The sequence below is a fragment of the Roseobacter phycocola genome (assembly GCF_042055075.2).
GTDB lineage: Bacteria > Pseudomonadota > Alphaproteobacteria > Rhodobacterales > Rhodobacteraceae > Roseobacter.
On record NZ_CP194010.1, the window covers coordinates 487,160 to 511,302 of the forward strand.

The following is a 24,143-nucleotide window of genomic DNA, read 5'->3' on the forward strand; positions in this document are numbered from 1 at the left end:
GAGATGACCAAACAGAAACTTGTCGTAATCGGTGCTGGTATGGCGTCTGGCCGGGTGCTGGAACACTTGACGGATGCTGCTCCGGACGCTTTTGAGATCACGCTTTTCAATGCCGAGCCACGCGGCAACTACAATCGGATCATGCTGTCGCCCGTGCTGGCCGGTGATCAGAAGTATGAAGAGATCGTCACCCACGACGATGCCTGGTATGCGGAACGCGGGATTACCTGCCGGTTCGGTGAAAAGGTTCTGAAGATCGACCGGGACATGAAGGTGGTCGAAGGCGTGAACGGTCATGTGCCTTATGACAAACTGATCTTTGGCACCGGGTCGAACCCGTTCATGATACCACTGCCCGGTCATGATCTGGACGGTGTGATTGCCTACCGTGATCTGGAAGACACCGAACGGATGATGGGTCTTCAGGCCGGTCAGAAGTGTGTCGTTATCGGGGGCGGGCTGCTTGGGCTTGAAGCTGCCGCTGGCATGGCCGCCCGCGGCGTCGAGGTCACGGTCGTCCATATCATGAGCCATCTGATGGAACGTCAGCTGGATGAGGCGGCAGGATATCTGCTCCGGAAATCCCTTGAAGAAAAGGGCATAACCATCAGGCTTCAGGCCAATTCCAAAGAGATCCTCGGGCAGGATGGCAAAGTCAAAGCCCTGATGCTGGATGATGGCACCGAGCTGCCGTGCGACCTGCTCGTGATGGCCGTGGGCATCCGCCCGAATGTGGCACTGGCGCAGGAGACCGGTCTTGCCGTGGGCAGGGGTATCCATGTGGACAACCGGATGGGTACGTCCGATGCGGATATCTACGCCGTGGGCGAATGCGTTGAACATGATGGCGCGATTTTCGGTCTTGTGGCGCCGCTGTATGATCAGGCGAAGGTTCTGGCGCAAAGCCTGCTGGGCGGGGACGATGTCTTTGTTCAAAAGTCACTGTCAACGAAGCTCAAAGTAACGGGCTGTGACCTGTTCAGCGCCGGAGATTTCGCGGATGGGGAGGGGCGTGAAGACATCGTGTTCCGCGACCCGTCACGCGGAGTTTACAAACGGCTGGTGATCGAAGGCGACACGCTCGTCGGGGTGGTCATGTACGGCGACACTGCCGACGGCAACTGGTTCTTCCAGCTGATCAGAGAAGGAACACCGGTCGAAGAGATGCGGGACACGCTGATCTTCGGTCCCGCGTATCAGGGGGGGGACACCGCGGACCCTCTCTCAGCCGTTGCAGCATTGCCGCCTGAGGCGGAGATTTGCGGCTGCAACGGCATTTGCAAAGGCACAATCACAGACGCCATCGCAAACGGCGCGACCGACCTTTCAATGATAAGGGCAACAACCAAAGCCAGCGCGTCCTGCGGGACGTGCACCGGGCTGGTGGAACAGGTTCTTCAGGTCACTCTCGGCGATGACTTTCAGATGCCCGCGGCCCAGCCCATCTGTGGCTGTTGCGATCTGACCCATGAAGACATCCGCCGGCTGATCAAATCCCAGGAGCTTAAGTCTCAGGAAGCGGTCTGGCAGGAGCTTGGCTGGAAAACCCGCAACGGATGCCATGTCTGCCGCCCGGCGATCAACTTTTACCTGCTTGCCGACTGGCCTGTTGAATATCAGGACGATCCGCAAAGTCGCTTCGTCAACGAACGCAGGCACGCCAATATTCAGAAGGACGGAACCTACAGCGTCGTGCCGCGGATGTGGGGTGGTGTGACCACACCATCCGAGCTGCGCGCCATTGCAGATGCAGCCGAGAAATTCGATGTCCCGACAGTGAAAGTGACCGGTGGGCAGCGTATCGACCTGCTCGGCGTGAAGGGCGAGGATCTGCCGGCGATCTGGTCCGATCTGAATAAGGCGGGGATGGTGTCCGGCTATGCTTATTCCAAAGGCCTGCGCACGGTGAAGACCTGTGTGGGGACCGACCATTGTCGCTTTGGGACACAGGACAGCACAGGCCTTGGCATTAAGCTCGAAAAAATCCTGCATGGGTCATGGACGCCGCATAAGCTGAAGCTTGGAGTTTCCGGATGTCCGCGCAATTGCGCCGAGGCGACGTGCAAAGACATTGGCGTCGTCTGTGTCGACAGCGGGTATCAGATCAGCATCGGCGGTGCCGCTGGTATGGACGTCAAAGAGACTGAGCTTCTGATCTCTGTCCCAACCGAAGACGAGGCGATTGAGGTCATCTGTGCGGTCACCCAGCTTTACCGCGAAGGCGGCAAGTACCTGGACAGGATCTACAAGTGGATGGCCAAGGTCGGGCTGGGCTGGATCACGGAACAGATCGAAGACCTCCAAAACCGCCGCGCGCTGGTGGAACGGTTCGAGCTCTCTCAAACCATATACCGCCATGACCCCTGGGCGGATCATGCGCAAACCAGAGCCGAAGGCTATCAGCCACTGGCCGACCTTACACTGGAGGCTGCGGAATGAGCTGGATCGATATTGGCCATATTGACGATATTCCGATGCGGGGCGCGCGTAAGATCAAAACCGCCCTCGGGTGCGTCGCGCTTTTCCGGACCGGTGCTGATGAAGTTTTTGCGGCGTCCGATACATGCCCGCACAAAGGCGGTCCCCTGTCCGAGGGGATTGTGCATGGACAATCGATCACGTGTCCGCTGCACAACTGGGTCTTCGATCTGAACACCGGTCAGGCCGTGGGTGAAGATGCTGCAATCGCAACGTACCAGGTCCGCGTCGAAGGTGACCGCATCCTGATTGACGGAGCCAGGCTGCTCGGACGGAGTGCAGCCTGATGGACGGAACCGGGATGCCAGAGACGCGCTCGACCTGTCCGTATTGCGGGGTTGGCTGTGGTGTTCTGCTGCGTCCCGACGGGCAGGGCGGCGTGGACGTGCGGGGGGATCCGGATCATCCTGCAAATCGTGGGCGTCTGTGCTCCAAGGGCTCCGCCCTGGGCCAGACTGTGGGCCTTTCCCAACGCCTCCTGTCGCCCATGATCAACGGCGAAACGAGCGACTGGGACACAGCCCTGACCCTTACGGCTGACCGGTTCCGCGAGACCATCGCCGAGCATGGGCCGGACAGCGTCGCCTTTTACGTTTCAGGACAGCTTCTGACAGAAGATTACTACATCGCGAACAAGCTGATGAAAGGGTGCATCGGCTCAGCCAATATCGACACGAACTCCCGTCTTTGCATGGCGTCGACCGTTGCGGGCCACAAACGTGCTTTCGGGGCTGACACCGTGCCCGGTACGTATGAAGATCTGGAAGAAGCTGATCTGGTGGTCCTTGTCGGATCCAATCTCGCCTGGTGCCACCCGGTACTGCACCAGCGACTGCTGGCGACGAAGGCGAAACGGGGCACACGGATCGTTGTCATTGATCCGCGTCGTACGGCGACCTGTGCCGACGCTGACCTGCATCTGCCCATCGCCTCCGGTGGTGACGTGGCGCTGTTTAACCGTCTGCTTGCAGAAATTGCGGATCGGGGCGCAACTGATGAAGACTTCCTTTCACACGTAAACGGATTTGAGGACGCGGTGGCCTCCGCGCGCAATGACGATGATTGTGCAAGCGGCCTGAGCGAGGCGCAGATCCGGGAATTCTGCGATCTCTGGATCAGCACCGAAAAGGTGGTGACGGTTTTCAGTCAGGGCGTGAACCAATCCACGTCGGGCGCGGATAAGGTCAACGCAATACTCAACTGTCATCTGGCCACCGGACGGATCGGCACACCCGGCTGCGGGCCTTTTTCGGTCACGGGCCAGCCCAACGCGATGGGGGGGCGCGAGGTCGGCGGCCTGGCCAATATGCTGGCCTGCCACCTGGACCTGGAAAACGCGGATCATCGTGCGGCCGTGCGCGACTTCTGGCAGGTGCCTGCAGTACCTGATGTGCCCGGCATGAAAGCGGTGGACATGTTTCGCGCTGTCGGTGACGGGAGGATCAAAGCCCTGTGGGTCATCCATACGAATCCTGCCGTATCAATGCCTGATGCGGCAGCGGTCCGTGCGGCCATCGGTGCCTGCCCCTTCGTCGTGGTCAGCGACATCACAGCGAAAACCGATACGGCACGCCTCGCGGACGTTGTCCTGCCTGCCGCCGCCTGGGCGGAAAAAGATGGCACAGTGACGAATTCCGACCGAACGATCAGCCGTCAGAGGGCTGTTCTGCCGATCCCGGGTGAGGCGAAACCCGACTGGGAGATTATGGCAGAGGTCGGCAGTCGTATGGGATTTGGTGCGTCATTCGACTATGCAAATCCCGCAGAGATCTTCCGGGAATACGCAACGCTGTCCGGGATCGCCGGGGCCTTCGGAAAAGACTTCGACATCTCCGGTTTGTCCGACCTGTCGGATTCAGACTACGACGCCCTGGAGCCGGTCCGCTGGCCTGTATCCGCGGATCGCAGGGGCGGCCGCTTTTTCGCGGATGGACAGTTCTTTCATGCAGACGGCAAAGCGCAGATGCTGCCAGTGTCTGCGAGGCCACCGGCGTCGGTTCCCACTCCGGACGCGCCGTTCCGGCTCAACACCGGGCGGCTTCGCGATCAGTGGCATACAATGACCCGCACAGCGCTTGCGCCGCGTCTGTCAGGGCATTTGCCGGAACCATTTGTAGATATTCATCCGGAAGACGCCCGGTCTCTCAGGATCAGTGCCGCGGATCTTGTTGAATTGACCAATGATCATGGCAGCGCCATTCTGCGCGCCCGGATCACCACCGACGTACAGCCCGGCCATCTCTTTGCGCCCATCCACTGGACCGGCGAAACGGCGCCTTCAGCCCGGATTGACGATCTGGTTGCTGCGCATGTTGACCCGGTATCCGGTCAACCGGAAAGCAAAGCCTGCACTGTTGCCGCAGCGCGGTTTGACGCTCTCTGGTACGGGTTTGCAGTTTCCGCCACTCCATTGCACGCGACCTGCGACTATTGGGCCGTGGCGCGAACAGCGGACGGCTTTCGTGCTGAACTGGCCGGCAGCTCAGATATCGTCGACTGGGAGGCCGGGGCGCGGGTGATCTTTGGTGACGCGGACGCCGATCTGACGAGCATTCTTGACGCCAAGCGGCGTACTGCCAGGGTTGTGCTGCATCGCGGTGGCACACTGATCGGGGCACTTTATGTGGCATCCACCCCTGTTGCGGTCATGCGGGACTATCTTGCCACCCTGCCGGGACGGAATGCACCGGAGGCGATCACCGGGCGCGTTCCGGCATCGGTACCCAATCCTGGACCGGTGCTTTGTTCATGCTTTGGCACAGGCATCAATACCATCGTCAGTGCGATTGAAAGCAAAGGCCTTATGAGCGTTGAGCAGATTGGCGAGGCGTTGGGTGCGGGGACGAACTGCGGGTCCTGCCGACCGGAACTTGCGCAACTTCTGGCGCGGACGCAGGTGCGGGAGGCGGCGGAATGAGCCTTGCTGGCTACGTTCGCATTCTCGGCAGAGGTCCGGGCCGGTCCCGGTCGCTCACCCAGGACGAAGCCTTTGCCGCGATGACCCTGATGATGCGGGAGGATGCGGACCCTGAGGCTGTCGGCGCAGTGCTAATGCTGTTGCGGATGAAGGGTGAAACAGCAGATGAAATTGCTGGTTTTGCGGCAGCGGCCCGCGCAGCGCTCCCTGATCTGCCGCCGGCCGATCTGGATTGGCCAAGTTATGCCGCTGGCCGGACACGCGGGGCGCCATGGTTTCTGATGTCAGCCAGAGCGGTGGCGGAGGCCGGCCACAGGGTATTGCTGCACGGCTGGAACGGGGCAGATCCGAAAGTACGGACCGGATTGAGACAGGCCGGGATAACCACCGCGACGTCGGTTGAGGAGGCCGCGACCGCGCTGGATGACAGCGGGATCGCATATATGCCGTTCGAAAAACTTCATCCGGGGTTGTTCCGGTTACTGGCTCTCCGGGAGGTTCTCGGGCTGCGCTCATGTGTGAACACGGTGTGCCGGATGCTGAACCCGGCCGGTGCAGCTGCTAGCGTACAGGGCGTTTTCCATCCCTCTTATCGGTTGCTGCAGGCCGACGCCGCAGCCTTGTTGGGATGGCAAAGCCTGACGGTTGTCAAAGGGGGCGGTGGCGAGTTTGAGCGGAACCCGTCGAAAGTCTGCGCTGCATTTGGTTTGCGGGGCGGGAAGCCATGGGAGGGCGAACTGCCTGCGACAGTTCCGTGCGCCCGCCGTCTGGCTGAACCTGCCGGCCCGCATCTCAGCAACAACTGGAACAGTGGAACGCCTGACGAATTTGAACAGGCCATTATCGCGGCTACCACGACAGCAGCTCTCGATACGCTCGTTCAGGCGGCCCCACGCCGCGAAAACGCCGCATAAGGAGGGATATGGCATGAAGGCCTTTCCAATGTTCATTCGTACCACCGGCCGCAGGGTTGTGATTGTCGGTGGCGGTGAGCAGGCGGCGCAGAAAGCGCGGCTGATCCTGAAAACCGATGCAAGGATCGTGCTGGTTGCCGATACCCTTGACGATGAACTGAGGTCTCTCGTTGACGACGGGCGCGCGCAGCACCTCAAGGAACTGAAGGCTTCCGTTTTTCAGGATGCCGCCATGATTTTTGTCGGCACCGGCTGCCCGGGATTTGATGCTGCAGCACATGGGCTGGCCAGAACATCAGGCTGCCCGGTCAATGTCGTGGACCAGCCCGACCTGTGTGACATGACAACGCCCGCCATTGTCGACCGGGATCCGATCGTTGTGGCGATCGGGAGCGAAGGGACAGCGCCGGTCCTGACGCGTGATATCAAAACCAGGCTGGAAGCGATGCTGCCGCAGAACCTCGGTGGTCTGGCTGCATTGGCAGGGCGGTTGCGTCCTGCGGTTGCACGCCACGTCCCGCGGGAAAGACGACGCGCCTTCTGGGCATGGGTGTTCAAGGGTGGTGCGCGGGACATCTGGGCGCGCGGCAGCGAGCGCGAAGCGACGCGCGTCATCAAAGGTGCAATTGCCGACTACGGTGCACCTGAACAGACCACCGAAGGGCACATTTCTTTGGTAGGCGCAGGACCAGGAGCGCGGGACTTGCTGACCCTTCGGGCGGTCGAACGCCTGCAGGAAGCGGATGTGATTTTTTATGACCGGCTCGTTGATCGGGAAGTTCTGGAGCTGGCGCGCCGGGATGCGGAAAGGGTCTTCGTTGGGAAGCAGGTCGGCGCCAATGCCTGGCCACAGGACAGGATCAGCTCACTGATAGTCGCGGAAGCGCGCAAAGGCCGCAAAGTGGTTCGTTTGAAATCGGGGGACCCGGGCATTTTCGGACGCGCGACAGAAGAGCTCGACGCGGCGCGTGCCGCCGGCGTTTCTGCTGACATTGTTCCCGGGATAACGGCAGCTGCGGCGGCGAGTGCAGCCCTGGGGCAAAGTCTGACGGAGCGGGGCAAAACTGACACGTTTGTCATCGCGACCGGAACAGGATGCGCTGAAAACCCGTGGCCTGACTGTACCCGCTTTGCGCGGCCAGGAACGACAACCGCTCTTTACATGTCCACACGTCAGTCCGATCACATCATTGCAAAGCTGACCGACCAGGGTTTCCCCCCTGCCGGTGAGATCGACGTCTGCGTCGACGTCTCCAAGCCCACTGAACGTATGATCAGAGCGACGCGGCAGACCTTGTCCCGTGTGCTCGCGGAGAATGAAATTCGCAACGGCGCAGTGTTGTTGGTGAAATGGCCCAGAGAGCGGCTCGCTCTTTCGGGGCAGGGGGCAGATACCCGGTTAACAAGCGCAAGCAACTGTTTGTGCTAGCGCTGTCCGGCTGACCTGAGACCTGCTTCCGCGGTGACAGTTCGGTGTGGGGAGCCGCACCGCAGCAATCATTTCTGCGGAACAAGGCAAGGTTTGGGCTACGCCTCTATGGGTTCAGCTGAAGGCCCGGGTATGAGCCCGGTCTTACGACGGCTGCGAAGAGCGCAGCTCCACCGAAAGTGCGGCGCGCACGAGTGCCGGGACGTGAAGCGAAACAGGCGTGGATCCGAATCCACCAAATGCCCGGACCGGACACCCGGTCTTGCGTCACGCCACCTCCGCCGGTTTGGCACCGTGCTCTCCCACAATCCATGGTTGACTCAAGGCTTCGCTTGCGTACCATTTCCGGAAAGCGAGGGAGAAAATGCCAAAATTCATCGGTGCAATTTCACTCGCGGTCGCGCTCGTTTGTTCCGGCGCTGCGGCGGCGGGTGATGCGGCCGCGGGCGACGAGCGTTATCACGAGTCCTGTCACGCCTGTCACGGGCCGGCAGGCAAAGGGGCATCAAGCTATCCTAAAGTTTCCGGTAACACGGTCGAATACACGCGCGAAAAACTCATAGCTTACCGGTCGGGTCAGAAGTTTGGACCGAATTCGCCGCTTATGATCATGATGGCAAAACCGCTGTCGGACGAAGAGATAGAGAATCTGGCCGTTTATTTGAAGGACGCGAAATACGAGTAAAAACCAGTAAAAAATAATAATTTCCAAAGACTTGAATGGGAGGAGTCTAGAATGAAGTATTCAACATGTGGGTCGCTGGTCGCATCTGCAGTGTCGGCTTTTTTTATAAGTGGTTCCGTTGCATCAGCGCAGGGAATGGATATTCCTGTCATAAAAGCGACGCCTGTCCTCGAAGGTCTTGAATCACCGTGGGACATGTCCGTTCATGCTGATGGCACGATGTTTTTCACAGAGAAATGTAAAGGTTTGTCAATGCGTTCCCCTGATGGAACGGTGACCAACATTTACGGGATGAACGGTTCCGAGGGGTATTCCGGGACAGGCGAGGATCTTTTCTGTGAAGGTCAGGCGGGCATGATGGGCGTAGCCGCCGATCGAAATTTCGATCAGAACCGCCGCCTTTACGTCGCATCAACATCCAACAAGTACCACGGCGATGGATGCAAAACCAACTTCGAACGCTGCGACGGTAACATCGTAATGCGTCTCACTTTGAGTGAGGACATGAGCAGCGTGGCGGACAGAACAGATATTGTCACTGACATCCAGTATAAGCCGCTCGCGTCGGATCAACCCTTTGGCGGTCCTGGTGCTCACAACGGTGGGCGTGTGCGTATTGGCCCGGGTGGGTATCTCTGGATTGCTGGTGGTGACCGCCACAGAGGTATATGCCCACAATCCCCGGAACTTCTGTGCGGCAAAGTTCTGCGAGTTGATACTGATGGAAATGCTCACCCTGACAACAACCCTCCAGACGGTTTTGACAAGCGCATTTACACTTATGGGCACCGAAACGTTCAGGGAATCGATTTCCGCCAAAGCGATGGGAAAGCGTTCACAGCAGAGCACGGACCCTGGCACAGCGATGAAATCACTGCCCTTGTGAACGGCGGGAACGCTGGATGGGATCCACAGGAAAACACCGCAGGAAGAGGCGCTTGCCCTGACCAGTACTGTGGGTATGAACCGGAGCAGATGGAAGGGATGGATCCTGCGGTCCGCGCCTCTTACATGCCAATGAGTGACACGCGTTTCGACGATCTGATGCCGCCAACCTGGAACAACAATGGTTGGTCACAGGGCACCTCGTCTGCCGCCTTCCTGAAGGGTGAAAACTGGGGCATCTATGAAGGCAGCCTTGCGACAGGTGTCCTTGGCATCGGCTTTGGGGGTACTCCAATCGGCCAGCGGATCGATATGGTCTCGATCACGCCTGACGGTTTGGGCATCAATGGGATTACCCGGATGCCGCTCGGGTTTTCAAAGCGCTTCCGCGGTCTGGTCATGGCTCCTGACAACTCACTCTATGTCGCTACTGATGAAGGAGAGATTTATCAGGTTACAGCAACAAGCAAGCAGTAGAGCATAACGTCTGAAGCAGAAGGGCGGGCAAGGAAAACACTTGCCCGCCCTTTGAACTGAAGACGTGGTCTGTCAAAATGCCTGCGATGAAAAGTTACCCCAAGAACGTATCTGAAAAAGTACGAGGAATGGTTGTAGCGGCCATTGCAATTTTGTTGATTTTCTCGATAGCACCAGCGCTTCCTGCACAAACTCAGGAAATCTGGAATTGCGAAGAAACTGCTTTCTACAGCATTTACGAAGACATCTCACGCACAGAGAGCAGAGGCACTTCAAACTCCGCAACTCTGAAATGGATTGATGCAAACACTATCGGTTTCGGGTCCAGCTCATTTAAGCGAACAGATATGAACTCAGAAACATATTTTAGTCAGAGCTCAGAAAGTTCTCTGCAAATTCATGATACTGAACGACCATATATTGTTGTTCTGACACAGCCCCAGGTCTGGATGAACAAATTCGGCAACTTGCGGGTTCGTTTTTACAGGTGCGTCCCATAGAAACCAGATGCGTGGGGTGATGAAATATTGATGGCGTGTTTTTTAGCCAGTTTACCAGCCAATCTGATCCATTCAGAGATTGACGTGGCCGCTGAACCAAAAGCCCGCGTTGCTCCACGAAGCGTACGTTCGACGAATCCCAGAGTTCGCGCTCGCAGCGAATGAACGTAAATTGAGCCGCAACCGTAGTATATTGCAGTGAGAGCGGGGTCCGGTTTGGGCCATCCCCGTGGGGAACATCTAAGCTACCCTCAACCGACCACTGCGTTGGCGAGGAGTTCGACACGGGAATAGGCAGACTGTGAAGACGCCCACGGCTTTTGAGTTTCGCTGCCTCGCTCAGCGGTTCTAAGCTCCACGCGCTTCATTCATCTGATCAAGCCGCTCGGCGAAGACATGCTCTTCGATACCTTCGGCCAAGGCGCGCCGAAAGAAGGCCGCTTGGGTTTCTGGAGCGAGGCCGTTTGCCGGCGGATCGCGATCAAGGTTGGTCGGGAACGAGTACCCTTCGGCAGTCGCCGCAATTGCGGCGGATAGCTCAGCTGCATTGAGCGCGCCTTCCTGTTTGGCCTGAACTGCGTGTGGGTACAGCAGCTTGCACATCTTATCCCGGTCAATTGTCTCCATTGCGCGACCGAAAGCCGATGACACCTGCAGAAGGTTGGCGAAGCGGTGAATGTCGTGGCTCGTGTTCGCACCCGCTGCGTGAAACAAGGCGGGGGAGAAGAAAATAGCATCTCCTTTGGCCAGAGGTAACTGCACATAGCGTTCTTCAAAAAGTGCGCGGAATTCCTCGCGGCGCCATGCTGCATAGCCTGGACGATACGCTTGCGAGAAGGGCAGCAGTTTGGTCGGGCCGCTTTTCAAAGGCATATCGCAATGTGCGACAGCGCCCTGAAGCGTCAGAATTGGCGAAACATCGTGGACATGCGCAGGATAAGATGCGCTGACATCCGCGGTTTGAAATCCCAGATGGTAATCGCGATGCGCCTGCTGTGCCGCGCCGCCTGGGTGTACGAGGTTTACCTGCGCCGTCATCTGATAATTCGGCCCCAGCCAGGCTTCGCAGACTGCCGCGATAGACGTGTTTGCGAAGTAGTTCAGAAAAACCTCGGGCGAGGCTTCGCAGAGCTTTTGAAGCGCGTTCCAGATCCGATTGTTCGCTCCCGACGCTGCAAAATGATCCCCACCACCTCCGGTTCTCTGCTTCTCTTCCGCAATAATGCCATTGTAGATGCGGGTTGCCTCGTCCAGAACTGCCGTATTGGCATAGGCTTCTTTCAAGGCCAAGACCCCAGCACCGGAGCGCAGGACTTGCGCCCATTCCGCCATGATCGCGCGACGGGTTCGCGCATCTTCAAGTGCCGAACGCAACTTCGCCATGTCGTAGATCGGGATATTCTTTTCAATGGCGGCCGCATGCGGCACCTGCTCGCGATGCGTCTCTTGACCAATAAGTTCCGTAAACTCGCCTAGATCACAGGTATCGGGGTCGTAATAGGCGATTGTGTTATCGACGGTATCCTTCATGACGTCTCCTCCCTTGTCCCGAACAGGATACGGGCGCGGGGATTGCGTTGGGTCCGGAAACGCATCAAAAACACATCAAATGACACATCGTTTTCCTATCAAAGAGATCGCGCGGCAGGCAGGTCTTGGCACCGCCACAGTCGATCGGGTTCTGAATGGCCGGGCCCACGTGAGCCCTCAGACAAAGCTGCGTGTTACGGTCGCTCTGGAAGAATTGAAGGCCCAGGAAGCCCAGCTTGCGGCCCGTGGCCGGCGCTTGTTCTTCGACTTTGTGGTCGAGGCACCAGCTCGCTTCAGCCGCGAGGTGAAGGCGGCAGCCGAGGCGATCGTTCCGAAGATTGGAACCGCCGTGTGCCGTCCGCGATTTCTGTTGCAGGACATAATGGAAGAAGATGAGGTCGTTGCGGCGCTCAAACGTATTATGAAACGCGGCAGCCATGGTGTCTGCCTCAAGGCCCGGGACACGAGCAAGATCAGAGACGCCGTCAAAATGCTTGCCGACGCTGGTATTCCTGTAGTCACCCTCGTCACCGATATCGGCGGCACCGACCGGCATGCCTATGTCGGATTGGACAATACAGGCGCCGGACGCACTGCCGCTTACCTGATCTCGAAAGTGCTTGGGGACGGGGCGGGGCAGGTCTTGGCCACGCGCAGCCACGAACGCTTTCTGGGGGAAGAAGAGCGCGAAGCCTCCTTCAGCGAAACATTAGCGGACCTGCGGCCAGAGCTGCAGATCATCGCGATCCAAGGTGGTAGCGGCGTCGACTTTGAAACGTCAAAGCTCCTGACGCCGGCTCTGGGCAGCTTGCGCAATCTGCGCGCCGTCTACTCGATGGGCGGTGGCAACCAATCAATCCTCCGCACTTTGGAAGACAATGGTCTTCGGCCTCAGGTCTACGTGGCCCACGACCTTGATCGGGAGAATAGAAGGCTTGTTTTGAACGGGCGTCTGGACTTCGTCCTGCACCATGATCTGAGACTGGACATCGGACATGCGTTCGATGCCTTCCTCGCCTGCCACCGGCTCCGCAGCGATCTTGGAGTGCCGCCAATCTCCACCGTTCAGGTAGTGACGCCCGTAAACGTTCCACGATGAATTCTTCTGAGCTGAGTGTGCACTCTCTCTCATGAAGAGCGACATCATCGCATCGATTGGTAACAACTGATCAATCCCGCAGCCTGTCAGTGCTTGTAGTTTCTAACTTTGCGCGTGCAGAGAATGGCCGCAAAGCGGACTGCAACCGCAGAATCTTAACGGAGCGATGAACATCGGGAATGGGCCGGTAGGTCTGGGTATCGCGATGGCCAGCACCTAGGATCGACTATAGGCACGGAGTTATTTTGATCTTCCATCGGTGCAGGTGCCATAACTTTTACTTTGGTGCCCGTGCAGAGTTTCATGCGGGTGACACAAAACCGATACACCCTTGTTACCTTCTCCGCGCATGTCGCTTGCTGAATGAACTCAAGGGGGTATCCATGACAAAATCCATATTGCTCAGCAGCGTCGCGCTCGCACTTCTCGCCGGTCCTGTCGCGGCTGAAATGAGTTTCAATCGCATCGCGTCTTTTCCGGTGACCACTAACTTTGAGGGGGATGCCCCCAAAGAAACCTCTGCAGAGATTATTGATGTAACCGAAGATGGCATGACGCTGGTTTACACCGACAGCCCAGCGGGTGTGATCGGGGCAATCGACATCTCAGATCCGGCCAATCCGCAACCGCTTGGCGTCATGGAGATGGATGGGGAGCCGACCGCGGTATCCGTTATTGGCACGACCGCGTTCGTAGGCATCAACACAACTGAGAGCTTCACGGCACCGTCGGGCATGATCAAAGCGATTGACGTGGCAACCATGACCGAACTTGCGCGTTGCGACCTGGGCGGCCAGCCCGACAGCACAGGCAAAGCGCCCGATGGTTCATTCATCGCAGTGGCGATCGAGAATGAGCGTGATGAGGATTTGGGTGATGGGCGAGTGCCGCAGATGCCCGCTGGCGATTTGGTGATGATTAATATTAAAGATGGCAGCCTGGATTGCAGCAGCCTGATCCGTGCGAACCTGACGGGCCTTGCCGATGTGGCGGGTGAGGACCCGGAGCCCGAATTTGTCGACATTAACAGCCTTGGTGAAACGGTTGTAACACTGCAGGAAAACAACCACATCGCGGTCGTGGCATGGGATGGATCGATTGTCTCGCATTTTTCCGCTGGCACAGTCGATCTCGAGTACATTGACGCCACCGACGAGCGTGGTGCGCTGAAGTTCACGGAAAGTCAGTCAGGCATCCCACGCGAACCTGATGGCATCCAATGGATCGATGACAACCACTTCGCCATCGCCAATGAAGGCGATATGGATGGCGGGTCGCGCGGCATGACCATCTTCCACAAGGATGGCACCGAGGTGTTCGAAAGCGGTGTCAGCTTTGAGCATGCCATCATTCAGGTGGGTCACTATCCAGATAAGCGTTCTGATAGCAAAGGCGTGGAACCCGAAGGTATGGAATTCGGTGTTTTCGGCGACACGCCCTACGTCTTCGTGATGGCAGAGCGATCCTCGATCGTGGGTGTCTACGACGTGTCAGACCCGGCCAATGCCGAACTTAAGCAACTGCTGCCCTCGGGTATCTCGCCAGAAGGGGCCGTGGCGATCCCGGCGCGTGGCCTTTTGGCCACGGCGAACGAATACGACGGTCTCGAAGACGGCGCGGCGAGGGCGCATGTCATGTTGTATCAGTATTCCGACGCGCCAGCGGCCTTCCCACAGATTACGTCCGAGGGCGCGGAAAAGTTGATCGGTTTTGGCGCGATCTCTGGCATGGTGGCGGGCGAAGGTTCCACCATTTATGCGGTCAACGATAGCTTCTATGGTTACCAGCCGACGATCTTCACCATTGATGCGTCCGCTCTTCCCGTGCAGGTCACTGCGGCGACGCGCGTTACGCGCGGTGGTTATCCAGCGCAAAAACTCGATATGGAAGGCATCGCGCTGGATGGCGAGGGCGGCTTCTGGGTTGCGTCGGAAGGGCGTACTGATCGGATGGTGCCACATGGGCTTTATCACATCGCCGCTGACGGCACGATACAGGACGAAATCAGTCTGCCTGCAGAGCTGCTGGCCGTCGAGCGCCGCTTTGGCTTCGAGGGTATCACCAAAATCGGGAACACTCTGTGGATGGCTGTGCAACGCGAATGGAAAGATGATCCGGAAAACCATGTGAAACTGATAGCATACAACATCGAAACCGAAGAGTGGGGCTATGTTCGTTACGAAAAGGCTGCGCCTGAAAAAGGCTGGGTTGGCTTGTCAGAGATCACGGCACATGGCGATTGGGTCTACATTCTTGAGCGCGACAACCAGCATGGTTCGGAAGCTGTGACCAAGAAGATCTACCGTATTCCTGCAGCTGAGATGGTCCCAGTCGCTTTGAGCGAGGACGCACCTGTCGTCTCAAAGGAACTGGTCCACGATCTGCTGCCTGATCTTGTGTCCACCGGTGGCTATGTCCTCGACAAGGTAGAAGGGATGGCAATCATAAACACGGGCGAGATTTATGTGTCCACCGACAACGACGGCGTCGATGATCATTCAGGCGAGACGATGTTTTTCTCGATCGGAACACCTGGAGCTACAAATTGACCCTATAGCGTGTTCTGAGGCCACCTTTACTGTTGGGGACCCGCTTAAGCGCGGGTCCTCTTTTGTTAAACCGGGTGGACAACGCGAAACTATCCGTTAGCCGTTAAAAACACTGGCATCTCAAACACGGCCACCATTCCTCAATATCCGCTTGGCGGTTGCTTGCGCAGAATCCACTTAACCAGTTTAACGTCCGGTTTGGGCCGATGCGCTATGTCTCTCCGTTAGCGTGGAGTACCCGATGCTGCGTTGCATCGGACGGCGTTAGAGAGCCGATTTTGTTGAAAAACTCTTGCTTGCTTGAGGGGCAGAGCCCTGATTCAATTTGCCCAACAGGCGGGAGGATCTGCGATGATGGGACCGAGGCAGGAAGCGCAAGCGGCGTTGTTTTACGAGTTTTCGCTGGAGGATCATGTTCCGCTAGATCATCTGCTGCGGTCGATTGATCGGTTTGTCGATCTGAGCGGCATCCGTGCGCATCTGTCGGATTTCTACAGCCACACAGGTCGTCCTTCGGTCGATCCTGAGCTGCTGATCCGGATGCTCTTGGTGGGGTATTGCTTTGGCATCCGGTCAGAGCGACGGCTCTGCGAGGAGGTGCATCTGAACTTGGCGTATCGTTGGTTTTGCCGCCTCGACCTGACGGATCGCATCCCGGATCACTCGACGTTTTCAAAGAACCGACATGGCCGCTTCCGCGAAAGCGATCTGCTGCGCCATGTCTTCGAGACAACGGTGGCACGCTGCATGGAGGAAGGCCTTGTCGGTGGTCAGGGTTTTGCTGTCGATGCCAGCCTGATCAGTGCTGACGTCCAGAAGCAGAACTCCAGCAATCCAGATGACTGGGCGGCCCGGAAGATTGACCCGAATGATGCCCCCCGTGCTGTACGCGAGTATCTCGACACTTTGGACGACGAAGCCTTCGGGGCGGCGACCACGGCCAAGCCGAAGTTTACCGCCCATGCCGATCCAGCAAGCCAATGGACGGCTGCGCGCAAAGGGCCAGCATTCTTTGCTTATTCCGACAATTACCTGATCGATACAGATCACGGGATCATCGTCGATGTGGACGCCAGCCGGTCAAACAAAACCGCCGAAGTCGGTGCTATGCGCAAGATGCTCGACCGCACCGAAGACCGCTTCGGCCTGAAGCCGGATTGGATCGCCGCAGACACCGCCTATGGCTCGACCGATAATTTGGTCTGGCTGGCGCTCAAACGGAAGATATTGCCGTTCATCCCCGTTTTCGACAAAGGCGAGCGCAAGGACGGGACGTTCTCACGTTCCGACTTCACTTGGGACGATGAGAACGACCGCTACATCTGTCCTGAAGGCAAAGAGATGCGGCACACCTGGCGCACCTACTCTGATCCAAGCCGGAATCTGCAAAGTTGGAGATCACGCAAATACCGGGCCCGAAGCGCAGACTGCAGAAGCTGCCCGTTGAAAGCCAAATGCTGCCCCAACTCAGAGGCCCGTGCCATCCACCGCGAGAAGTACGAAATCGTCAGAGACTTCACCCGCCAATGCACGGCGTCCGACTACAATCCAACCGCACAGAGCCGACGTAAGAAGGTGGAGATGCTCTTCGCCCACCTCAAGCGCATCCTCGGCTTGGGACGGCTGAGATTACGAGGGCCATGCGGCGTTCAAGACGAATTCAACCTCGCAGCTATCGCCCAGAACCTCCGGAAACTAGCAAAGCTCAAGCCGATGGCCCCAGCCGCTGGGTAACAAGGCGGCACCGCCCAAGACTGCCCAACAAAACATTCGCAGAACCCATCCCCAACACACAAGATCAAACGCCTTTTTCAACGAAATCAGCCCAACGAACACATACGCTGCATGCTGTTTAAACGACTGCATCAAAGGTTAACTCCGGGAAATCTAAACAAGGATTGACCTCCGGCTTTAATAGCCTATTTTTTCCTGTGTCAGGGGCGCCGCAAGGCTGAGATGTACCCTTTGAACCTGAACCGGATAATGCCGGCGGAGGGAGGCAATTTCAGGCTTGATAGGCCTGCAGCGTCTTTCCGTTTGTTGTGAAAAGGAAAGACCGGGTGAAACCCAATTCTGCTTTAGAAACGCTGCGCGCGAACGCGCCACTGGTCCATTGCATTACAAATTACGTTGCTATGAACATCGCAGCGAACGTAACCCTCGCGGCGGGCGCTTCGCCCGCAATGATCCATGCCCCCGAAGAGGTTGCTGATTTCGCACCCATCGCCGGGGTGCTGACAATTAATATCGGTACCCTGTCGGCCCCCTGGGTGGAAAGCATGAAAGCTGCCGCCATCGCCGCAAATGCTGCCAATGTGCCCTGGGTGCTTGATCCGGTTGCTCATTTCGCGACGCCGTATCGCACCAAAGCCGCGCTGGATCTGTTGGCGCTCAAACCAACTGTCGTGCGGGGGAACGCATCTGAAATTATCGCGCTCGCTGGTGGCGTCGGGGCGGGCAAGGGGGCGGACAGTGGCGACAGCGTCAGTGACGCACAAAGCTCAGCGCTGGCCCTTGCAAAAAGCCACGGCTGTGTGGTTGCGGTGTCAGGCGCCGTTGACTTCATCACAGACGGCACACGCAGCGCCAGCATAACCGGCGGATCAGACATAATGCCCAAAATCACAGCTTTGGGGTGTTCTCTGACTGCACTGGTGGGGGCCTATGCCGCTGTTGCGCCCAGCCTTGGCGCAACGATCGCGGCATTCGTGCATTTCGCCGAAGCAGGAGAGCAGGCGGCAAAGGGCGCACAGGGCCCCGGCAGCTTTTCCGTCGCATTCATCGATGCGCTCTGCGCGCTCCAGCCAGGTGATCTCAGCGAGGAGCGTGTTGCATGGTTCTGAATCCCGAAAGCCTGCGGTTGTACCTTGTCACCGACCCGACACTTTGTCCTGGTCCGGCGTTAGTTGAGACAGTGACTGCGGCGGTGCGCGGCGGTGTGAGCTTCGTGCAATTGCGGGACAAAGATGCAACGACGCGCGACCGTATCGCAGCGGCATATGCTCTCAAAGATGCATTGTCAGGGACAGGTGTCCCCCTCGTCATCAACGATGATCTGGAAGCCGCTGTGGTGGCAGATGTGGATGGTGTCCATATCGGCCAGGATGACGTGACCCCGCCCATGGCGCGTCAGCGGTTGGCGCGCGACAAGATCATCGGCCTTTCTTGTGAAGCACCTGATCATGTGACGGCGGCCGATGCGAACCTGGTTGACTACCTCGGCCTCGGAACAGTTTTCCCTACGTCAACCAAGACGGACCACAAGCCAACCATCGGGCTCGAAGGTTTGTCCGAAATGGTGCGCCTGGCACAGCTGCCGACTGTCGCCATTGGCGGACTGAAGAAGGAGCACGCCGCCGATGTGCTTATGGCAGGATGCGACGGGATGGCTGTCGTCTCGGCGATTTGTGGTCAGCCCGACCCGGAAAGCGCGGCCCGAAACCTGTGTCGCGCCTTGCACCCCCAGGACTAAGGACTGCCCATGATCAAGAATGTACTCACTATTGCCGGATCAGACCCATCGGGTGGCGCTGGCATTCAGGCTGACCTTAAGGCCTTCGCGGCCAATGGTGTCTATGGGATGGCCGCCCTTACGGCGCTCACCGCGCAAAACACGCAGGGCGTGACCGGCGTTGAACTTGTGCCACCGAAATTTGTAAAAGCGCAGATCGACGCGGTTTTCGCCGACGTCCAGGTTGATGCTGTGAAGATTGGGATGATTGCGACCGCAGAGATAGCCCTGGCAGTGGCCGAAGCACTCTTCGATCACCGCAATATCCCCATCATTCTTGACCCGGTGATGATCGCAAAAGGCGGCGCACCTCTCCTGCAGGAGGATGCGATGGAAACGCTGCGCACGGCCCTCGTCCCTTCAGCAATGGTTCTTACGCCGAACCTGCCGGAGGCGGCGCGACTGCTGCAACAGCCGGAGGCGGAAGATCGCGATACTATGGCATCGCAAGCCCGCGCGCTTACAGAGTTGGGCCCGGACGTTGTGTTGGTGAAAGGTGGGCACCTTGAAAGTGATGAAAGCCCCGATGTCCTTTGGGACGGTGCCGCGCTGCATTGGTTTGAAGGCGCGCGTACCGCGACGAAGAATACCCACGGCACAGGTTGCACATTGTCGTCGACGATAACCGCGCAGCTCGCGAAAGGGCTTAAGCCCAGCGCGGCGGTGGAGGAGGCAAAACGCTACGTCTCTGGCGCGATTGCGGCCGCAGACCAACAGTCAGTCGGGCAAGGCCACGGGCCAGTTCACCATTTCTATGATCTTTGGAAGGACAGAACATGAGCAAAGCTCTCAGTGAGCAGACCGTCTTGGTGACAGGTGCCGGGCGTGGATTTGGCGCGGCCATCGCGAGCGCCTTTGCCCGTGAAGGCGCAAAAGTGGTGATCAACTACCGTAACAGCAAAGGTGCCGCCGAAGCGCTCGCCGCGAACCTGGGTGACCGGGTGATCGCCCTGCAGGCAGACGTTAATAATGCAGACGACGTTGCGCAGATGGTCAGGCAGGCTGAAGTGGATATCGGCCCGATTACGACTGTCATTCACAACGCATTGGCCGACTACAGCTTCAACGGTGATGCCAGATCTACTCTCGATACGTTGACAGCCGAACAAATGGTCTCCCAGCATCGCACGGCTGTCCTGGGAGCACTCAACGTCATTCACGCAACGGCACCAGCCATGGCGCAAGAAGGCTTTGGACGTATCGTCACTATCGGTACAAACCTCGTCCAGAACCCGGTCGTCCCATACCACGATTACACCTCGGCCAAGGCCGCATTGCTCGCGCTGACGCGCACGACTGCAGCCGAACTCGGGCCCAGGGGGATTACGGTAAACATGGTCTCGGGCGGCTTGCTGAGAACCACGGACGCAAGCGCCGCCACGCCTGATGAGGTATTCGACTACATTGCAGGTGTTACACCTTTGCGGTCTGTTACCACGCCAGAGAACGCCGCTGATGCCGTTCTCTTCTTCGCAAGCCCCTGGGCGCGGGCTGTCACGGGCCAGAACCTCGTAGTCGATGGGGGGCTCGTGTTTGGCTAAGACAGGTAAAGCAGAGATTCCGCTACGGTTCTGAAATAGCCGCTTCGCACCGTGATCTGTAGGTTTGAACGATCTCAGACAGTGCGGCTAAAGCGAAAGTCGGGTTTGGCGCTGCGACCGCGGCAATATTTACGTTGATTCAACGTCCGCTCTGGGCCGAAATGTGAAATTGGGGGCATGTTTGGGGCATCGCCCAAATGGGAAAATTTTCCTGTTATTATTTTCGGTATGTTGGTCAATTTTTGCGACGCCGCCCCCGGGACCATACACTACACGGAAATAATTGCAGTTCTCACTCTGGACTGAACGTTATTTCTTCTGGGTCCGGTTCATTTTTCCGGACTTTTGAAGCCTTCGATCTAACGTCGGTTCCTATTTTCCAGTGTGGCCATGTTTTCGTGTGTCTCGTCGGCTATTCCTTCGATGGAAAAAGAAAAGGCGCGGCTGTGCGCCGCGCCCGGGTCTTCGGATAGCTCCGGTATTACTTCCAACCGACCTCGTTAAAGATCTGCTGAGCCGCTGGTACGTTTTTTGCAACTGCGGACAGATCGACGTCATCCGGCCGGAACATACCGAGTTGGGCCACAGACGGGCTGATCGCCACACCTGGCACGGCCGGGTATTCATCGTTGCCGGCCGAGAAATACTGCTGTGCCTGATCGCTGGCGAGATATTCCATGAACTTAACCGCGTTTTCCCTGTTGGGCGCGTTCGCTGCCACGCCGGCGCCGGAAAGGTTCATGTGCGCGCCTTCGCCATTCTGCGACGGAAAGACCCATCCGATGTTGGCACGTTCATCAGCGGACAGGCCGCTGACCTCTTTGCGGATCGCGCGCGCAAAGTAATAGGTATTGGAGATCGAGATGTCGCATTCGCCGGAGACCAGGCCGCGCAGCTGATCCGTGTCGCCGCCCTGCGGGTCGCGCGCAAAGTTTTCAACGACGCCCTGCGCCCAGTTTTTTGCGGCTTCAGCACCATGGTTTTCGATCACTGCGGACAGCAGTGTCTGCGAGTATACGTTCGAGGAAGAGCGGTGGCAGACCTGCCCTTTATAGGCCGGATCCGCGAGGGCGACATATGTTGTGGGCGGTGCCGTGACTGTGTCTTTGTTGTAGAAAATGATGCGTGCGCGCTGGCTGAAGCCAAACCACTGGTTGTCCTCATCCTGCAGGCTGGCCGGGATACGACCTTCCAGCAGGGGGCTGTCGATGGATTGCAGAATACCGGCTTCCTTGGCGCGCTCCAGGCGCGACGTGTCTACTGTCAGCAGAATGTCTGCGGGCGAATTGGCACCCTCTGCCTTCATGCGCTCGATGAGCTCATCTGCCTTACCTTCGATCCGGTTGATGGTGATACCCGTCAGTTCCGTGAAGTCCGAATAGAGGCGCTCATCAGTGTCGTAGTGACGCGAAGAATAGAGGTTCAGTTCGCCTTCGGCTGCAGCGCTGGTTGCGATAACCGCAACAGTCAGGGCTAGTACAGAAGTTTTGGTTTTCATCGGTATCTCCGGATCAGTGAAAATCTTACTGTTTTCGTCAACTACAGTATTCTGGCGGCAGTTCAACCCTTTCTGAGTAAAATACTAAGCATTATGTGGGGAAATTCTGACTTTTTCTGTCGGAATGCGTGCGCATACCAAAATCCGGCGAACTGCTCTGCCGTGATAGCCCCCGCCTGCAGCTCAGACCCGTGAAGGGCCTGGTCAGGCTAAAACGAGGTGTTTGCAACAAAATATTTGCCAAAACCTGCAAAAGACCACAACCTCGCCTGAGGGGAGTGAATCATTTGACGGACATCGTCAGTACCAGCAGCGGGTCCGGCCCGGTGACCGGCAGACTGAAGAAGCCGGAGCGGCGTCGGCAGATTCTGCTGGAGCTGAAATTGCGGCCGCATGTGCGGATCAGTGCGCTTGCGCGGCGGTTCAGTGTGTCTCCTGAGACGCTGCGCCGCGATCTGGATGCGCTGTCTGAAGACGGGCTGATCGACCGTGCGCATGGTGGCGCAACAGCTCCGCTGCAGGGGCATTACCCCAGTCTGAGTGAACGCACATCCGCCCGGGTGGACGAACGCGAAAGAATAGCGGCCCTCGCGGCCTCCACAGTGCGCGATGGCGAAACACTGATGATCGATTCAGGGTCGACGACCATTGGACTGGCCCGGGCGTTGGCCTACAGGGGTACATCCTGCACTGTCATCACCAATTCACTGCCCGTTGCTATGACACTTGGCCATGCTGAAGCTGATGTGATGCTGTGCCCGGGAGAATATCAGCCAGAGGAAAGCGCTGTCACAGGAACTGAAACACTCGAGTTTCTGCGCGGGTTCCGGGTGGACCGGTGCATGATCGGTGCCTCTGGATTGTCGGTTGAGGGTGTGTCGGAGACCGTGCCCGGGTTCGCCGCCGTGAAACGCGAAATGCTGCGCCGGGCCGGCATGGGGCAGCTTCTGATCGACTCAAATAAATTCGGCTTGACCGGGCTCGCGCATGTGGCACCAATGGACGGCCTGGACACGGTGTTCACCGATCAGCGACCAGCAGGCGGGCTTCTGGCCGCGCTTGCGTCGGGTGACGTTGAGATCCGTGTCGCAGATACGGGTGAACGGAAAACAGATTAGAAAATCATCCAGGGAGGAAAAGATGGAACTGAAACTCAGAATGATGCTTGGCGCGTCGGCGGTTGCGCTGATGGCGATGGGAACGACAGCAAGTGCAGAAGACTGCCCGAGAGGTGATCTGGACAGCCGCTATTGTGATGCGGACGGCGATCTTGTTGCAGACATCCCGACAGATCCGGCTGATCTGGTGGATCCTGATACGCTGGTATTCGCCTATACACCGGTAGAAGACCCGGCTGTTTATGCTGCAGCCTGGTCAGATTTCATTGATCACCTGTCCGAGGTCACCGGTAAGGACGTTGTGTTCTTCCCGGTTCAGAGCAACGCAGCCCAGATCGAGGCGATGCGGTCCGGGCGTCTGCACGTGGCTGGTTTTAACACCGGATCCAATCCGCTGGCGGTGAACTGCGCGGGCTTCCGTCCTTTCGCGCTCATGGCGGCGACTGATGGCAGCTTCGGGTATGAGATGGAAATCATCACCTATCCGGGCAGCGGCATCGACAAGGTTGAGGACATCAAAGGCGGTCAGCTGGCCTTCACTTCGCCGACCTCGAACTCGGGTTTCAAGGCGCCGTCGGCGATCCTGATGTCCGAATATGAGATGGTGGCAGAGCGCGATTTCGAGCCGGTTTTCTCTGGCAAGCACGACAACTCGATCCTCGGTGTGGCAAACAAGGATTATCCTGCTGCCTCGATCGCGAACTCCGTTCTGCACCGGATGACCGAGCGAGAGGTTGTTACCGAAGATCAGATTATCTCGATCTACAAGTCGCAGACGTTCCCGACGACGGGCTACGGCACCGCACACAATCTCAAGCCCGAACTGCAGGCGCAGATCCGCGATGCCTTCATCAACTTCCCATGGGAAGGCACGTCGCTGGAAGAGGAATTCTCCAAGTCTAACGAAGGTCAGTTCCTTCCGATGAACTACAAGGAATTCTGGTCTGTGATCCGTCAGATCGATGCGGCAAACGGCGTGAGCTACGCCTGCCAGTAACCTTACAACAACCGG

At 57.9% G+C, this 24,143-nt stretch carries 18 protein-coding genes and 1 riboswitch; of the genes, 16 read left to right on the forward strand and 2 right to left on the reverse strand.

Annotation, left to right across the window (positions count from 1 at the left end; all coding sequences use genetic code 11):
• Positions 1-3: 3 nt before the first annotated feature.
• The 7 genes from nirB (at position 4) to AB4K19_RS02600 (ending at position 9,785) form a co-directional block, all read left to right on the forward strand.
• Positions 4-2,439 carry a nitrite reductase large subunit NirB gene (nirB, locus tag AB4K19_RS02570; RefSeq protein WP_436398942.1) on the forward strand — a complete coding sequence of 812 codons (2,436 nt, stop codon included), beginning with the start codon at positions 4-6 and terminating at the stop codon, positions 2,437-2,439.
• Entirely contained in the window at positions 2,436-2,765 is a 330-nt protein-coding gene (gene nirD / locus AB4K19_RS02575; RefSeq protein ID WP_375230387.1) for a nitrite reductase small subunit NirD, read from the forward strand. The genes nirB and nirD overlap by 4 nt, the downstream gene beginning before the upstream one ends.
• Positions 2,765-5,395, forward strand: a complete 2,631-nt coding sequence (locus AB4K19_RS02580; protein WP_436398944.1) for a molybdopterin-dependent oxidoreductase — start codon at positions 2,765-2,767, stop codon at positions 5,393-5,395. Before nirD ends, AB4K19_RS02580 begins: the two co-directional genes overlap by 1 nt.
• Positions 5,392-6,309: a glycosyl transferase family protein gene (locus AB4K19_RS02585; RefSeq protein ID WP_375230388.1), complete on the forward strand. Its 918-nt coding sequence runs from the start codon at positions 5,392-5,394 to the stop codon at positions 6,307-6,309. Before AB4K19_RS02580 ends, AB4K19_RS02585 begins: the two co-directional genes overlap by 4 nt.
• Before the next feature lie 13 nt (positions 6,310-6,322).
• Entirely contained in the window at positions 6,323-7,738 is a 1,416-nt protein-coding gene (cysG, locus tag AB4K19_RS02590) for a siroheme synthase CysG (RefSeq protein ID WP_436398946.1), read from the forward strand.
• 364 nt (positions 7,739-8,102) lie between these two features.
• Positions 8,103-8,423, forward strand: coding sequence for a c-type cytochrome (locus tag AB4K19_RS02595; RefSeq protein ID WP_375230390.1), 321 nt, complete (start codon positions 8,103-8,105; stop codon positions 8,421-8,423).
• A 51-nt stretch (positions 8,424-8,474) separates the two neighbouring features.
• A complete protein-coding gene (locus AB4K19_RS02600; protein ID WP_375230391.1) occupies positions 8,475-9,785 on the forward strand; it encodes a PQQ-dependent sugar dehydrogenase in 1,311 nt (436 codons plus the stop codon).
• 848 nt (positions 9,786-10,633) lie between these two features.
• On the opposite strand, the gene AB4K19_RS02605 is transcribed toward AB4K19_RS02600, so the two are convergent.
• On the reverse strand, positions 10,634-11,815 hold the full coding sequence (locus tag AB4K19_RS02605; protein ID WP_375230392.1) for a phytanoyl-CoA dioxygenase family protein: 1,182 nt from the start codon (positions 11,813-11,815) through the stop codon (positions 10,634-10,636).
• 79 nt (positions 11,816-11,894) lie between these two features.
• Here AB4K19_RS02605 and AB4K19_RS02610 point away from each other — a divergent pair, with 79 nt between their 5' ends.
• From AB4K19_RS02610 to AB4K19_RS02640, 7 genes are all read left to right on the forward strand, one after another.
• Positions 11,895-12,914, forward strand: a complete 1,020-nt coding sequence (locus tag AB4K19_RS02610) for a LacI family DNA-binding transcriptional regulator (protein WP_375230393.1) — start codon at positions 11,895-11,897, stop codon at positions 12,912-12,914.
• A 383-nt stretch (positions 12,915-13,297) separates the two neighbouring features.
• Complete coding sequence (locus AB4K19_RS02615; RefSeq protein WP_375230394.1) at positions 13,298-15,463, forward strand: esterase-like activity of phytase family protein; 2,166 nt, start codon at positions 13,298-13,300, stop codon at positions 15,461-15,463.
• Between the two features lie 351 nt (positions 15,464-15,814).
• The gene (locus AB4K19_RS02620) at positions 15,815-17,197 is read left to right on the forward strand and encodes an IS1182 family transposase (RefSeq protein WP_436398948.1); all 1,383 of its coding nucleotides are present in this window, start codon (positions 15,815-15,817) and stop codon (positions 17,195-17,197) included.
• A gap of 192 nt (positions 17,198-17,389) precedes the next feature.
• A riboswitch (TPP riboswitch) is annotated at positions 17,390-17,478 on the forward strand.
• Positions 17,479-17,523: 45 nt separating this feature from the next.
• Positions 17,524-18,306, forward strand: a complete 783-nt coding sequence (gene thiM / locus AB4K19_RS02625) for a hydroxyethylthiazole kinase (RefSeq protein ID WP_375230395.1) — start codon at positions 17,524-17,526, stop codon at positions 18,304-18,306.
• Positions 18,297-18,935: a thiamine phosphate synthase gene (gene thiE, locus AB4K19_RS02630; RefSeq protein WP_375230396.1), complete on the forward strand. Its 639-nt coding sequence runs from the start codon at positions 18,297-18,299 to the stop codon at positions 18,933-18,935. Before thiM ends, thiE begins: the two co-directional genes overlap by 10 nt.
• 9 nt (positions 18,936-18,944) lie before the next feature.
• Entirely contained in the window at positions 18,945-19,754 is an 810-nt protein-coding gene (thiD, locus tag AB4K19_RS02635; protein ID WP_375230397.1) for a bifunctional hydroxymethylpyrimidine kinase/phosphomethylpyrimidine kinase, read from the forward strand.
• Positions 19,751-20,515: a 3-oxoacyl-ACP reductase gene (locus AB4K19_RS02640; RefSeq protein ID WP_375230398.1), complete on the forward strand. Its 765-nt coding sequence runs from the start codon at positions 19,751-19,753 to the stop codon at positions 20,513-20,515. Before thiD ends, AB4K19_RS02640 begins: the two co-directional genes overlap by 4 nt.
• Before the next feature lie 481 nt (positions 20,516-20,996).
• Here AB4K19_RS02640 and AB4K19_RS02645 read toward each other — a convergent pair whose 3' ends face one another.
• Entirely contained in the window at positions 20,997-22,013 is a 1,017-nt protein-coding gene (locus AB4K19_RS02645; protein ID WP_375230399.1) for an extracellular solute-binding protein, read from the reverse strand.
• Between the two features lie 287 nt (positions 22,014-22,300).
• On the opposite strand from AB4K19_RS02645, the gene AB4K19_RS02650 reads away from it, so the two are divergent.
• Positions 22,301-23,131: a DeoR/GlpR family DNA-binding transcription regulator gene (locus AB4K19_RS02650; RefSeq protein WP_375230400.1), complete on the forward strand. Its 831-nt coding sequence runs from the start codon at positions 22,301-22,303 to the stop codon at positions 23,129-23,131.
• A 22-nt stretch (positions 23,132-23,153) separates the two neighbouring features.
• Positions 23,154-24,128: a phosphate/phosphite/phosphonate ABC transporter substrate-binding protein gene (gene phnD, locus AB4K19_RS02655; protein ID WP_436398949.1), complete on the forward strand. Its 975-nt coding sequence runs from the start codon at positions 23,154-23,156 to the stop codon at positions 24,126-24,128.
• Positions 24,129-24,143: the final 15 nt, after the last annotated feature.